Raw genomic sequence first — 13,461 nt, 5'->3', positions numbered from 1 at the left:
TTTTATGCGCGCACATTCCGTTTAAAGGCAATTCGCTATATATTTCTCTACATAACGAATCACCCCCTGCTGCAATTGCCTTTAACGGAGCCGTTTCATGACCATTCGTGCCTCACGTTTTGCCCCTACCTGCCTGGCGAGCCTTCTCGCCGTATTCGCCTTCGGCTCAGCCCAGGCGGACGAAGTCCAGGTGGCTGTCGCCGCCAACTTCACCGCGCCGATCCAGGCCATCGCCGCTGATTTCGAAAAAGACACCGGGCACAAACTGGTGACCTCCTTTGGTGCCACCGGCCAGTTCTACACCCAGATCAAGAACGGCGCTCCGTTCGAAGTGTTCCTCTCGGCAGACGACAGCACGCCGAAAAAACTTGAAGCCGAAGGCGACACCGTCAAGGGTTCGCGTTTCACTTACGCAGTCGGCACCCTGGCGCTGTGGTCGGCCAAGGAAGGTTACGTCGATGCCAAGGGCGATGTGTTGAAGAAGAACGAGTACCAGCACCTGTCCATCGCCAATCCGAAGGCTGCACCTTACGGCCTGGCGGCTACCCAGGTGCTGGCCAAGGAAGGTCTGACCGACAAGGTCAAGGACAAGATCGTGGAAGGCCAGAACATCAGCCAGGCCTACCAGTTCGTCTCCACCGGCAACGCCGAGCTGGGTTTTGTCGCCCTCTCGCAGATCTACAAGGACGGCAAGATCACCAGCGGTTCGGCCTGGATCGTTCCAGCCAGCCTGCACGACCCGATCAAACAGGACGCGGTGATTCTCAACAAGGGCAAGGACAACCCGGCCGCCAAGGCATTGGTTGACTACCTCAAGGGGCCGAAAGCGGCCGCTGTCATCAAGTCCTACGGCTACGAAATCTAAATGTCGCTATCGAGTGCCGATTTTTCCGCCATTTGGCTGACCCTGAAACTGGCGTCCCTGACGACCGTCATCCTGCTGATTGTCGGCACTCCGATTGCGTTATGGCTCTCGCGCACCCGCTCCTGGTTGCGCGGCCCGGTCGGGGCGATTGTCGCCCTGCCCCTGGTGCTGCCACCGACGGTGATTGGTTTTTATCTGTTGCTGGCGCTCGGCCCTCACGGGTTCGTTGGCCAGTTCACCCAATCACTCGGCCTTGGCACCCTCACTTTCAGTTTCGCGGGGCTGGTGATCGGTTCGGTGTTGTATTCAATGCCGTTCGTGGTCCAGCCGCTGCAAAATGCTTTTTCCGCGATGGGTACGCGCCCGCTCGAAGTGGCCGCGACGCTGCGGGCCAATCCCTGGGACACCTTTTTCAGCGTAACGCTGCCCCTCGCGCGCCCAGGTTTCATTACCGCGGCCATTCTCGGTTTCGCCCACACCGTCGGCGAGTTCGGCGTGGTGCTGATGATCGGCGGCAACATTCCCGAGAAGACCCGCGTGGTCTCGGTGCAGATCTACGATCACGTCGAAGCCATGGAATACGCCCAGGCCCATTGGCTGGCCGGGGCGATGCTGGTGTTCTCGTTTGCCGTCTTGCTGGCGCTGTATTCCAGCCGAAAAACCAAAGCGGGCTGGAGCTGATCAATGATTCAAATGCGCCTGAAACTGGATTACCCGGGGTTCGCCCTCGACGTCGACCTGCAACTGCCGGGCCGTGGCGTCACCGCGCTTTACGGTCATTCCGGCTCGGGCAAGACCACTTGCCTGCGCTGCATCGCCGGCCTGGAACGGGCCGATCAAGGCTTTATCCAGGTCAACGATGAAGTCTGGCAAGACAGCGAGAACAGGGTCTTCGTCGCGCCACACAAACGCGCACTGGGCTACGTGTTCCAGGAAGCCAGCCTGTTTCCTCATCTGTCGGTGCTGGCCAACCTGGAGTTCGGCCTCAAGCGCATCCCCAAGCCGCAGCGCCGGGTCGACATGGCCCACGCCACCGAGTTGCTGGGCATCAGCCATTTGCTCGACCGGCACCCGCAACACCTATCGGGCGGTGAGCGGCAGCGGGTCGGCGTGGCCCGCGCCTTGCTCACCAGCCCGAAATTGCTGTTGATGGACGAGCCTTTGGCCGCGCTGGATGCGCAACGCAAGAATGAAATCCTGCCCTACTTGCAACGCCTGCATGACGAGCTCGACATCCCGGTGCTGTACGTCAGCCACTCCCAGGATGAAGTCGCGCGGCTGGCCGACCATATCGTCTTGCTCAGCAGCGGCAAGGCACTGGCCAGCGGCCCGATCGGCCAGACCCTCGCGCGCCTCGACTTGCCGCTGGCAATGGGCGATGACGCCGGTGTGGTGATCGAAGGTCGTGTCAGCGCCTATGACGCCGAGTATCAGTTGCTCAGCCTGCAATTGCCCGACACTTCCCTCAATATTCGTGTGCCTCATACGCCTATGGATGCGGGCCAGGCACTGCGCTGCAAGGTCCAGGCGCGAGACGTGAGCCTGAGCCTGGACAGTGCCGGGCAAAGCAGCATTCTCAATCGCCTGCCGGTCACCGTGGTCAGTGAAATGAGCGCCGACAACGCCGCTCACGTGCTGATTCGCCTGGACGCCGCAGGCTCGCCGTTGCTGGCGCGGATCACGCGTTATTCCCGCGACCAACTCAACGTCCACCCTGGCCAACAACTCTGGGCACAAATCAAAGCGGTCGCGGTGCTGGCGTAAATCCACCGGCACGACTGCAGCGGAGCGGGGTCAATGGCTGTAACGACCATCGCCCGGGACAATCGCCATGCCCGATGTTCTGCCTCCTGACCTGCATTACGTCGATGACACTCAACCGGGCATCACCCGTAGGAAGCTGCGCGGAAAATTCGCCTATTTCGACCCGACGGGACAACGCATCACCGGCCCCGACGCGATCGACCGTCTCAACGCACTCGCGGTGCCACCCGCCTATACCGAGGTGTGGATCTGCGCCGATCCACACGGGCATCTGCAGGCCACTGGCCGGGATGCCCGGGGTCGCAAACAATACCGTTATCACCCCCGCTGGCGAGAGGTACGCGACGCCGACAAATACTTGCGCCTGCGTGACTTCGGGCTGGCGTTGCCGAAACTGCGCCAACGGCTGGAAGCGGTGTTGGCGGCACCGGGATTCAGTCGCGACAAAGTCATGGCCACGGTCATTACCCTGCTCGACACGACACTGATCCGTATTGGCAACAGCCAATACGCCCGGGACAACCGCTCCTACGGCCTGACGACCTTGCGCAGCCGCCACGTAGAGATCAACGGCAGTGCCATCCTGTTCCAGTTCCGCGGCAAAAGTGGCGTCGAACACCAGATCACCGTGAAAGACCGGCGACTGGCCCGGATCATCAAGCGATGCCAGGAAATGCCCGGGCAGAACCTGTTTCAGTATCTGGATGAAAACGGTGACCGGCGCACTGTCAGTTCCTCCGACATCAACAGCTATTTGCAAACGCTCAGCGGCGCCGATTTCACCGCCAAGGATTACCGCACCTGGGCCGGCAGCGTGCTGGCGCTGGCGATATTGCGCAAGCTGCACTGGCAGCCTGAAACGGACGCCAGGCGGCACCTGGTGGAGATGATCAAGAACGTTGCCAGGCAACTGGGCAATACCCCGGCCGTGTGCCGCAAGTGCTACATCCACCCGGCGGTGCTGGACGGTTTCCTTCTCGGCGACCTGGCACAACTGCCCAGGCCGAGGGCGCGCAAAGGGCTTTCGGCCGAGGAAGTCGGGCTGGCGATCTTCCTTGAGCGGATTGCGGCAGCGCCTGAACCGACGAATTGACCTGTCTATTTTTTGCACGATCAGCAATGGCTTCTATAGTTGAACTGAACACGAATCAGCTGCGGAGACGCCATGGAAGACATTTTCGTCGTGAAGCGGTGCAACAAGATCATCATCCATGGTCGCCGTGAGGGTGAGTATGACCACCTGCCACCGGATGCCGCGGTCTGGTACCGCATCGCCGATACCCGTACCCAGGGTTTCATCGGAGACGGCTACGACGTAGAAGAAGACGCCCAGCGTGTTTGCCAGCTGCTGAACGCTAAATCACAAGTGACAGCCCGACAAAGCTGAGGGCCTGCCAGCGGTTTTTAACCGGTCTATACTGAAATGGCTGAAGGATCAGCGACCCCAACGGCAGAAAGCTCGCTCCCGGCGGGCTTTTTGCTGCCACACCCAGGTTTCTTGAACGGAGGTGTCTCCCATGTCCGAAAAAGAGTCCATCACCACCCTGCTCACCTTACTGGACTCCCGTCAGGCTCGCTTGGCCGCGGCCTGCAAGGAAATCGCCGACTGGGTCGATCATCAAGGCGGGCACCCCACCGCTCTTAGAATTCGTGATCGCCTGAACGACATCGAGAAGGACACACCGCTGATCCGGCACACGCTGTCGTCTCTGCAACCTGTTGACCGGCCTCTGCCGCGGTTCAGGTGATCCGTCACGGACTTGCGGTACGAGGACAGGCCCGATTCGGCCAGCATGACCGGTGACGGTGACGTTTCCGGATGTCTGGCTGTCTGTCAGGATTTCACCCTCTCTCACAACCCGGCCTGGCGCCGGGATTTTTGTTGGGCAAAACCAATCGAACGTCACCGCTCACGTGAGGTCAACCGCTCACACGTCACGAAGGAGACGTTCCAATGGTCACTCACTTCAAAGTCAGCGGGCACCTGGCCTGCGGCCACAACGGCAATAACCTCGTATCAACCCGTGAACTCAATCGGGTGAAATGCCGGAGTTGCCGAAACACCGAGGTCTACAAAGAAGCACGCAAGGCCGAACGCAACGCCGCCCGCCGCGCAGCGCGCAAAGCCAAAGCCCTGCACAGCGCCGTTACCTGGCGTTCGGCCTGGACCGAGCGACTGACCGCGATGGCCGGCCTGCAACGCTTGCCACGGGGGTTTGCCGGCCAGCCCTTCGTTTAGGTCTGGACTGAAACAGGATTTGCTAATCCATGGGCCCTTGCATTGCACAAGGGCTCAATCGGAGCGCAAAAGCCATGAACACAAAAATCCTGATCATCATCGCCAGCTTGTGCCCGGCCCTGGCATTCGCTCAAGGCTGCGACCTTGTCACCCGCTCCCAGAGCGCCTCCGTTTCGGCGATCGAAAGCCACTCCTGTCCTGAGTACCAAGGCATGCCCGTGGAGTCGATGAACGGGTCTTGCAGCAACCCGGGCAAGGAGATGCCCAGCAGCACAAGCAGCGTCGGACAATGCGCTGATGACTATCGGGCCAGCTGCCTTGCCGCCTTGTCGCAAGAAGCCCTGGCCAACCCACGGCCCATCAGCAAAGACAAAAACAGCAAATCGGTCAACATCCCTGGCAACGCCCGGATCATCACCTACTACCACGACACGGAACACCTGGCGCAATCGAGAATCGAGTGTGAAACCGGCGGTGGTCTCGGGAAATCGAAATAGCCGCGACGTGGTTACTGCTGGTCGGCATCCTTGCGCACGGGCTGCATGATCTCGCGCAGGGACATACGCTTGAACGCCTCGACCAGTGCTCGCCCTTCCTGCGGTGCGCAAGTGACCGCCAGGCGCATGGTCGCCTCGCCCAGGTGCCAGATCAAAAACGCCGACTCCTGAACCTGTTGTTGATCGAGGTCTGGATACACGCGAAGCATCGCCTGGGCCAGAAGTGCTCCGGCCACCCGGCTCTCCACCAGTTCCAGTTGCATTAACTGCTTGTCGGCCTGCATGCCGGACCAGATGTCACGCATCACCGGTGTCGCCATCACGATCTCGTAGTACAGATCGAGCAACTGCGAATAGGCCGTCTGCAAGCCCTGGGCATCCTCGACAGCCGCCATCGCCTCGGTAATGCAACGACGGCTTTCAGCGTTGTAGCGTTCGGCCAGCGTGCGAATGACGGAACTCTTGTCGGGGAAATACTGGTAGAGGGAACCGATCGAGATCCCGCAGCGCTCGGCAATTTCACTCATCTTGAGTTGGTCGCTGCCCTTGTCCGCAATCAATTGAGTCGCCGCTGTCAGAATCCGCTCCTGACGTTCGCGGCTGCGTTGTTGCGTGGGATTACGCCGAACAGCCTCTACAGCAGGCTGTTCAAGGGCTTCTGGGGTCTTCTTGCGCACGAGTGAATTTCCCGATCAATAACGTGACATGTACTCACCTTAGCATCGCCACACCCTGTGCCCAACAACAGATGCCCATACGTCGGGGAACTCGATCCAGTGGGTTGACGAAAAAACATGAGGATCTATCATCTTTTAAACATGAGCATCACTCACATTAACCGATGGAGATGAACGCGATGAAACCCACTCAACCAATCACCCTGGTCCTCGGCGCCACCGGCAAAACCGGACGCCGAATCACCCAACGACTCGAGGCCGCCGGCCTGCCCGTTCGCCGAGGCTCCCGCGACGCCAATCCCCCTTTTGACTGGGAAGATCGATCCACCTGGGACGCGGTGATCGAGGGTGTTCATGCGGTCTACATTTCCTTCCAGCCTGACCTCGCCGTTCCCGGCGCCCTGCAGACCATCCAGGCGTTCACCGACCTGGCGGTGAAAAGTGCAGTCCGCAAACTGGTTCTGTTATCCGGCCGCGGTGAGATCGAAGCACAACAGGCCGAACGCGTCTTACAGGACAGCGGGCTTGACTGGACGATTCTGCGGGCCAGTTGGTTTTGCCAGAACTTCAGCGAGGCGCACTTTCTCGAACCAATCGTACAAGGCGAACTCGCACTCCCTGTCAGCAATATCGCCGAGCCCTTTATCGATGCAGAGGACATTGCCGAGTGTGCCGTCGCAGCCCTGACCCAGCCCGGACACACCAACCAGCTCTACGAGTTGACCGGCCCCCGGGCGTTGACCTTTGCCGAAGCCGTTACCGAGATCGCCCGCTCCACCCAGCGCAAGATAGATTTCGTGGCCGTACCCGCGGATGCCTATCGACAGGCATTGGCACAGGAACAACTGCCCGCGCAGTTCATCGATCTGGTGCTGTATCTGTTCACGACCGTGCTCGACGGCCGCAATACATCCGTGGCCGATGGCGTACAGCGGGCACTGGGGCGGCCGGCGCGCGACTTCAACGACTACGTGCAGCGCACTGCGGCTGCGGGCATCTGGGGAAATGAGCGTCCGACGTAAAGCATTGGCGACAACAGGCTTCGTCAACTAGGGTCTCTTGCGTATCGAACCGCGGCACCTTAATTGGCAGGAGCCTGATCAAGGAGGAACCCATGTCACTCAAATCCAGTGCCGAACAAACCTACCGCCAGTGGTCGACCCCGATCCTGCTGGAACTCAAGGAGCGAGAGCATCAAATGAACCCATCAGACCGCCAGGCTCTGGAAAACGTACTGCTGGAAAGAAGGCTGATCAACACCGGCAACCCAACCGGCAACGATCGCCGCAAGGCAGACCCTGCATCCTGAAAAGCATCAGGCGACCACGATCAGGATACAAGTGATGGAGCAGAAACAAACAAGGGTTTGCCTGGCCTTCGCTGGAAAACCCTTGTTTGCGCATAACACCCGACTACCGCGCTAAAACCACCCACTACGTTCGTCTTCCAGCTCCTGGCGACATTGCTTGAGTTGGGCGTTGTAAACCTCTGACTGCTTTTGCACTTTCTGGGCAACCTGCATCAGCCACGGTTTAGCGCGATAGGTATTACGGCTAAAGCCCCCACGCCCTTCGTGGTAAGCCAGGTACTGATTGTAGGTGTCCCATTTGGAGATTCCGAGCTGACGCTGGGTGCCAGTGGTGTACCAACCGATAAACATGATCGCGTCGTCGAAGCTGTCACGCGAACCACCGTTGCCCGTATTGCCCTTGTACTCGCCCCACACTGGATCTTGAGCCTGCGCATAGCCGTAGGCCGAACTGACTCGCCCCCAAGGGATCACCCAGAGCAGGTAGTCACGCGGCGGCAATGCATCTGCCACGAAACTGCTTTCCTGCTTCATGATCGCCATGGCCACATGCACAGGCGTCCCATATTCACTCTGCATTTGCAGCGAGTCCTCGTACCAGTCGGGATACTCACGAAAAATACTGCAGAGATTGCCTTGGTCTTTTGGCGGCGTGGTCATGCAACCCGTTAAAAAGATAAACAACAAAGCCAACAACAAAACTTGTCCTTGTTTCATTCATTACCCTCAAAAGTAAGGGCATAAAGAACCCTCCGTTTACTGCAAGGAGCCTGAATCATGCAGGTGCAGGCAAAAACCTCAGAAGACATCCGGCCTGATCGTGTCACCCTTTTCGAGAGGCTTCTTTGTAATTCCCTATTGCTGATCTAGAGCATTTTCTCCAGACCGATCTTGTCGCTGAGCCAGGCCTTGAAGCTGCGCCATTTGCTGCCGGGCTCCTTGCGCAAAGTATGCAGGCGACCGTCGTCCTCGGTGAGCCAGACGATTTCGCCGTTTTCCAGTCGGGCCTGGTAACTCATGACCGGCGCCATGCCCTCAAGCGCCAGCTGGCGCACGTAGCCGGCCAGCTCGGGACTGTCGACCAGCACCCCGACTTCAGTGTTCCAGAACACCGAACGCGGGTCGAAATTGAACGAGCCGATAAACACTTTCTGCTTATCCAGGATCATGGCCTTGGTGTGCAAGCTGGAGTCCGAGCCGCCACTGAAACCAAACGAAGAGCTGCGGCCGGGATCGTCCGGCTGGCGCCGCAGCTCATAGAGCTTCACGCCATGCTCGAGCAGAGCCTTGCGATACGGTGCATAGCCGCCATGCACCGCCGGCACATCGGTGGCTTCCAGTGAGTTGGTCAGCAGGCGCACATCAACGCCGGCATCGGCACGCCCCAGCAGATAATCCATGCCCGGTTTTTGCGGGACGAAATAAGCCGAAATCATGATCAGCTCGTTACTGACGCCATCGAGTTCAGGCCGCAGTTGTGTGGCCATCAATAGCGCGCGTGCCGGCTCTCCGTCAGCCAGGACCTTGCTCGGAGCGTCCCACATCGCCGTGTTATAGGCCCAGATCAGTTGCTTGCGCCAAGTCTCCCATTGCGGTTGAGTCTGGTAAGTCATGAGATGGTTGTACAACGCCCTGCTCTCGATACGCGAGGCCTGCAGCGATTGCTCCAGGCGTTGACGGCTCTCGAGCAAGTCTTGGGCTGTCGGCTTATTGAGCAGGAAGTCCGTGATCGGCTGGCTCAAGGCGCTGTTCCAGTACTGATCGAAGCTGTGTCCCAACTGCTCGGCGACCGGGCCGATGCACAGCAGGTCCATGTCGGTGAAGTTGAGATCGGGCTTGGCGTCAAAATACTCATCCCCCAGGTTGCGTCCGCCGACGATGGCTGCGCTGTTGTCGGCCAGCCACAGTTTGTTGTGCATGCGTCGGTGTTGTTGGGAAAGATCAAGCAGGCGGCCCATGGTTCGAGTGACCATGGTGCTGCGCCCCAGATGCAAAGGGTTGAAGACGCGGATATGGATGTTCGGATGCACCGCCAGGGTCGCGATGACTTCTTCCTGGCCGTCGCTGGCCGTGTCATCGAGCAAGATACGTATCCGTACGCCGCGATCGGCAGCCAGCAGCATTTCACGCACCAGTGCCCGGGTGCTGAGACCGTTGTGCACGATGTAGTACTGCAGATCGACGGTTTTCTGCGCATTGCGGATCAACTCCGCGCGCGCCCGGAACGCTTCACTGCTGTTGGGCAGCAAACGAAAACCCGAGCGCCCCTCATGCGCAGCGGCCTGAGCCTGGATCGAGCGCCCGAAAGCCGATTCGCTGGCGGGTATCGCCTCGCTGAATTCGCGGGGCAGCCGCGTGGTAGCGCAGCCGACGAGCAACAGCGCGAACAACATGGCACAGAGGAACCGGGACATGGGCTGGCCCTCAACCTCGAAGGGTGTGGTTTTCGCTCGGCATCCAGCCAGTACTGGCTGCCGAGAACATGCAGCCCTCGGTAATCCGCACGACTTGTTCCAGTAAAGCCCGCTTCAAGCAGCGTGTCGAAATTTTCCGGCAGCTACACCCAGAGCTTGAAAGGCCCTGAGGCCGATACTTCCACGCCACCTCAAGGCAAGCAGCCGCTACCAAAAGCGGGTGAAACAAGGTCGCTACACTCTCCATAAATGGGGAACTACACCCACCCAACCAGGCATTCACCACCAAATTTGAGGAATATTCCCCCACTCCCCCTTTCTCTTGCTTGAGCCCCTCGCCAACAGCCTGTTAATTAATTGGGCATCATCCTCGCTCTATTGAAATGGCTCATTAGTTGCACCACCCCTTGGGACCCGCAACAGCGGTCGTCCCTGGCATCATGGAGACGGCTGGACTCGCAAGATTCGGTATGACGCGAGAGGTGAGAATTGGTGATGGCTTCCACTGAGAGAGCAATTGCTCGAGTCACGAAATGGCCGATGCCCCTTTATAAGCAGCTCGCTGAGTTGAGCCTATTGCTTTTCGCGTTGCTGATTATGCTGGGGTTGTCCGCTGTAGTAGCGATGGAGTTGACCCTTGGAACAGTGCCCTGACGAGTCTGGTACAGACTTTTTATTTTGCGTTGCAAAGAACACGGGCATGCCAACAGCCCTTTGAGCAACGAAAGTGTCGGTGTGTCGAGATTGATGTAGAGACTAACAATGTGCACTAAACGGGAGCCGCCATTGCAGCGGCCCCTTTGCTTTACTCGGTTATTTCGCGCAGAGCGCAAGCCCTTTCTCGATAAGTGGTGTCATCGCCACTTTCGATCCTTTGTTTTCGGGATCATTACGCCAGATTCTATTGACTTCGGTCCAGCCGAACTGCTTCGCATGGCTGCTCGCAGAATCGTTCATTGCATAAGTTACGCCTTGGAACTCGAGCAGAACCGAGGACGGATCCACACAGGAAAGTTTTCCTTCGGAGATGGTCAGAGGCCATTTCTCGCCGTACTCAGCTCGGGTAACAGAGGCAGTCATGCCCGGGAACAAGACATGAAAAGTAAACCAGTAAATTACTCCGGCGGTGGCTGCGAGTCCTACCAGCTTTGAAGGTATCAAAGGTTTCTTTTTTGCCCCGCAGTGGGGGCACGCATTCGCGGATGGTGAAATTTGATGCATGCGCTCTTTGGAGGCTGCCAAACCCATTTGTGTTTCCCTCTCATCCTGAGTTCTGCCAAAACGACAGACGTAGTTTTCCTTCCCAAGGTGCCTTCCGGACCATTGGGTTTGAAGCATTTATCGGTTGTGTCGCGACGCCAACTCAGCGAACGCACTGAGCGAATGGTGAATATGGAGTTTATCGCTTTCGGGGAGAGAGCGATACATATCAAGGGCCTGGTGCGCTTGCGTAGATAGGTCACCCAAGGGAACCAAAGCCAACTTCCTAATGCGCGATATGCGGACGAATTGCGGCAATAAAAAAACTAAGGGCCTGCATGAGGTATCTCACGCAAGCCCTTGATATTCATGGTGCCCGAAGCCGGAATCGAACCGGCACGCCCTTACGAGCGGGGGATTTTAAGTCCCATGCGTCTACCAGTTTCGCCATTCGGGCGGTAGCGCGGTGAAGCGTCGAGTTTTTGCCAAACAACGATCTGGCAGTTCTGACGCTTGTGCAGCAGAGGTGGAAATATATACATCCCGCCCCAGTGAAGCAAGTTCGCAAATAGCCTTTTCAAATCTAAATCTTGCAGGCTACTGCAAATAAAAAAGCTCCGTAAATCATAGATCTACGGAGCTTGTTTATTAGTGGAGGCCGAGGTCGGAATCGAACCGGCGTAGGCGGATTTGCAATCCGCTGCATAACCATTTTGCTACTCGGCCTCAAAACATTTGTTGTCAGTAGCGCGACATCAAATGCGTGCAAACTTGGAGCGGGAAACGAGACTCGAACTCGCGACCCCGACCTTGGCAAGGTCGTGCTCTACCAACTGAGCTATTCCCGCGTCTTGGTGTGGCGCATTCTATAGAATTCAGAAGCGCCGTCAACCCCTTGATTCAAAAAAGTTTTATTTCTTTTCAACGTCAGTCTTCAGATGTGGCCAGGCGGCCCGCAGGTACTGGACCATCGACCACAAAGTCAGGCCAGCCGAGATCATCAGCAAGGTATAACCGAGCAAGACCCAGAAGCTGAAGTCCTTGGGATTGGCCAGCAGGATCACCAGCGCCAGCATTTGCGCGGCGGTTTTCCATTTGCCCAGGTTGGACACGGCGACATGGGCACGAGCGCCCAGTTCGGCCATCCACTCGCGCAGTGCCGAGACGACAATCTCGCGACCGATGATCACGGCAGCTGGCAGCGTGAGCCACAGGTTGCCGTGTTCCTGCACCAACAGTACCAATGCAACCGCAACCATCAGCTTGTCGGCAACCGGATCGAGGAAAGCCCCGAACGGTGTGCTTTGTTCCAGGCGGCGGGCCAGGTACCCGTCCAGCCAGTCGGTCGCGGCAGCGAATGCGAAGACCGAGGCCGAGGCCATGTAGCTCCACTGGTAAGGCAGGTAGAACAGCAAAATGAAGATCGGTATGAGCAGAACGCGTAGAACGGTAATCAGATTAGGGATATTCATCGGCACAACTGGCTACGAGGTGAGGGGGCATTCTACTCGCTGTGCAGATTTGCATAAATCAACTCTGCGAGCTTTTTACTGATCCCGGGGGCTTTGGCAATTTCTTCGATGCTTGCACGAGACAGCTCCTGCAATCCACCAAAATGTTTCAACAAATCCCGCCGACGTGTCGGTCCGACGCCAGCGACGCCTTCCAGTGTAGACGTCCGACGGGTTTTTCCACGCCGGGCGCGGTGCCCGGTGATGGCAAATCGGTGGGCTTCGTCGCGAATCTGCTGGATCAGGTGCAGCGCGGGAGAATCGCCGCGCAACGTGAATTCATGTGCAGCGTCGTTCAGGTACAGGGTTTCGAAACCGGCCTTGCGCGTCGCGCCTTTTGCCACACCCAGCAGAATCAGGTCAGGCACGGCCAACTCATCGAGTACGTCGCGAGCCATGGACAACTGCCCCTTACCGCCGTCCACCAGCAGGATATCCGGCAGCTTGCCCTCCCCGTCCTTCAGCTTGCTGAAGCGTCGGGTCAATGCCTGATGCATCGCCGCGTAATCATCGCCAGCCGTAACGCCTTCGATGTTGTACCGACGGTAATCGGATTTGATCGGACCTTCGGGGCCGAACACCACGCAGGACGCCACCGTTGCCTCGCCGCTGGAGTGACTGATGTCGTAGCACTCGAGTCGTTGAGGGGGCTCATCGAGCTTGAGCACCTCGGCCAGTGCATCGAAGCGTGCCGTAATGTGCTGACGATTCGCCAGGCGCGCACTCAGTGCCTGCTCGGCATTGGTCACCGCCAATTGCTGCCAGCGTGCCCGCGTACCCCGCACGCGATGGCTGATGGTCAGTTCACGACCGCGCAACTCGTCGATGGCGGCAATCAGTGTCGGAAAGTCATCGTGAACCACATTGACGATCAACTCGCTCGGCAAGTCGCGTTCAGGACTACTGATGAAGTACTGGCCAAGAAACGCGGCCATGACTTCGGAAACGTCTTCTTCAATACCCACCTGCGGGAAGAAGTTCTTGC

16 protein-coding genes and 3 tRNA genes are annotated in these 13,461 nt (G+C 58.2%); 10 read left to right on the top strand and 9 right to left on the bottom strand.

The features are described 5' to 3' along the window. Window positions 1–97: 97 nt before the first annotated feature. The 8 genes from modA to KGA88_RS27075 all read left to right on the top strand — a co-directional run bounded on the left by modA (window position 98) and on the right by KGA88_RS27075 (window position 5,365). Window positions 98–865, top strand: coding sequence for a molybdate ABC transporter substrate-binding protein (modA, locus tag KGA88_RS27110; protein WP_110659143.1), 768 nt, complete (start codon window positions 98–100; stop codon window positions 863–865). Beyond that, window positions 866–1,546 (top strand): molybdate ABC transporter permease subunit, encoded by a 681-nt coding sequence (gene modB / locus KGA88_RS27105; protein WP_223595510.1) that lies wholly within the window; start codon window positions 866–868, stop codon window positions 1,544–1,546. A gap of 3 nt (window positions 1,547–1,549) precedes the next feature. Beyond that, window positions 1,550–2,629: a molybdenum ABC transporter ATP-binding protein gene (gene modC / locus KGA88_RS27100; protein WP_223595507.1), complete on the top strand. Its 1,080-nt coding sequence runs from the start codon at window positions 1,550–1,552 to the stop codon at window positions 2,627–2,629. A 67-nt stretch (window positions 2,630–2,696) separates the two neighbouring features. After that, window positions 2,697–3,722 (top strand): DNA topoisomerase IB, encoded by a 1,026-nt coding sequence (locus KGA88_RS27095; protein ID WP_223595505.1) that lies wholly within the window; start codon window positions 2,697–2,699, stop codon window positions 3,720–3,722. Window positions 3,723–3,794: 72 nt separating this feature from the next. Beyond that, window positions 3,795–4,016 (top strand): hypothetical protein, encoded by a 222-nt coding sequence (locus tag KGA88_RS27090; protein WP_110659136.1) that lies wholly within the window; start codon window positions 3,795–3,797, stop codon window positions 4,014–4,016. A 130-nt stretch (window positions 4,017–4,146) separates the two neighbouring features. Beyond that, a complete protein-coding gene (locus tag KGA88_RS27085; protein WP_007975977.1) occupies window positions 4,147–4,377 on the top strand; it encodes a hypothetical protein in 231 nt (76 codons plus the stop codon). A gap of 206 nt (window positions 4,378–4,583) precedes the next feature. Then, window positions 4,584–4,868 carry a hypothetical protein gene (locus KGA88_RS27080; protein ID WP_110659134.1) on the top strand — a complete coding sequence of 95 codons (285 nt, stop codon included), beginning with the start codon at window positions 4,584–4,586 and terminating at the stop codon, window positions 4,866–4,868. A 74-nt stretch (window positions 4,869–4,942) separates the two neighbouring features. After that, on the top strand, window positions 4,943–5,365 hold the full coding sequence (locus KGA88_RS27075; protein WP_110659132.1) for a hypothetical protein: 423 nt from the start codon (window positions 4,943–4,945) through the stop codon (window positions 5,363–5,365). A gap of 11 nt (window positions 5,366–5,376) precedes the next feature. On the opposite strand, the gene KGA88_RS27070 is transcribed toward KGA88_RS27075, so the two are convergent. Continuing rightward, window positions 5,377–6,042 (bottom strand): TetR family transcriptional regulator, encoded by a 666-nt coding sequence (locus KGA88_RS27070; RefSeq protein WP_223595503.1) that lies wholly within the window; start codon window positions 6,040–6,042, stop codon window positions 5,377–5,379. Window positions 6,043–6,221: 179 nt separating this feature from the next. Here KGA88_RS27070 and KGA88_RS27065 point away from each other — a divergent pair, with 179 nt between their 5' ends. Then, window positions 6,222–7,064 carry an NAD(P)H-binding protein gene (locus KGA88_RS27065; RefSeq protein ID WP_223595501.1) on the top strand — a complete coding sequence of 281 codons (843 nt, stop codon included), beginning with the start codon at window positions 6,222–6,224 and terminating at the stop codon, window positions 7,062–7,064. 92 nt (window positions 7,065–7,156) lie between these two features. After that, window positions 7,157–7,351 (top strand): hypothetical protein, encoded by a 195-nt coding sequence (locus KGA88_RS27060; protein ID WP_110659126.1) that lies wholly within the window; start codon window positions 7,157–7,159, stop codon window positions 7,349–7,351. Between the two features lie 111 nt (window positions 7,352–7,462). Here the strand turns inward: KGA88_RS27060 and KGA88_RS27055 are convergent, their stop codons facing one another. The 8 genes from KGA88_RS27055 to KGA88_RS27020 all read right to left on the bottom strand — a co-directional run. Then, on the bottom strand, window positions 7,463–8,068 hold the full coding sequence (locus KGA88_RS27055) for a hypothetical protein (protein WP_223595496.1): 606 nt from the start codon (window positions 8,066–8,068) through the stop codon (window positions 7,463–7,465). A gap of 149 nt (window positions 8,069–8,217) precedes the next feature. Then, the gene (locus tag KGA88_RS27050; RefSeq protein ID WP_223595487.1) at window positions 8,218–9,765 is read right to left on the bottom strand and encodes a phospholipase D family protein; all 1,548 of its coding nucleotides are present in this window, start codon (window positions 9,763–9,765) and stop codon (window positions 8,218–8,220) included. An 813-nt stretch (window positions 9,766–10,578) separates the two neighbouring features. Next, entirely contained in the window at window positions 10,579–11,013 is a 435-nt protein-coding gene (locus KGA88_RS27045) for a DUF2511 domain-containing protein (RefSeq protein ID WP_181432020.1), read from the bottom strand. 322 nt (window positions 11,014–11,335) lie between these two features. Continuing rightward, a tRNA-Leu gene (locus tag KGA88_RS27040) sits at window positions 11,336–11,422 on the bottom strand. A gap of 195 nt (window positions 11,423–11,617) precedes the next feature. After that, a tRNA-Cys gene (locus KGA88_RS27035) sits at window positions 11,618–11,691 on the bottom strand. Window positions 11,692–11,737: 46 nt separating this feature from the next. Continuing rightward, window positions 11,738–11,813, bottom strand: a tRNA-Gly gene (locus tag KGA88_RS27030). A 63-nt stretch (window positions 11,814–11,876) separates the two neighbouring features. Further along, a complete protein-coding gene (gene pgsA, locus KGA88_RS27025) occupies window positions 11,877–12,437 on the bottom strand; it encodes a CDP-diacylglycerol--glycerol-3-phosphate 3-phosphatidyltransferase (protein ID WP_110659118.1) in 561 nt (186 codons plus the stop codon). A 32-nt stretch (window positions 12,438–12,469) separates the two neighbouring features. Further along, window positions 12,470–13,461, bottom strand: a 992-nt coding sequence (locus KGA88_RS27020) for an excinuclease ABC subunit UvrC (protein ID WP_223595485.1), incomplete at its 5' end; no start/stop codon positions are given.

Source organism: Pseudomonas sp. A-R-19 (assembly GCF_019956575.1).
In the GTDB taxonomy this organism is placed as follows: Bacteria; Pseudomonadota; Gammaproteobacteria; order Pseudomonadales; family Pseudomonadaceae; genus Aquipseudomonas.
Note: the sequence above shows the minus strand (reverse complement) of the source record. Positions and strands in the feature narration are given on the sequence as shown.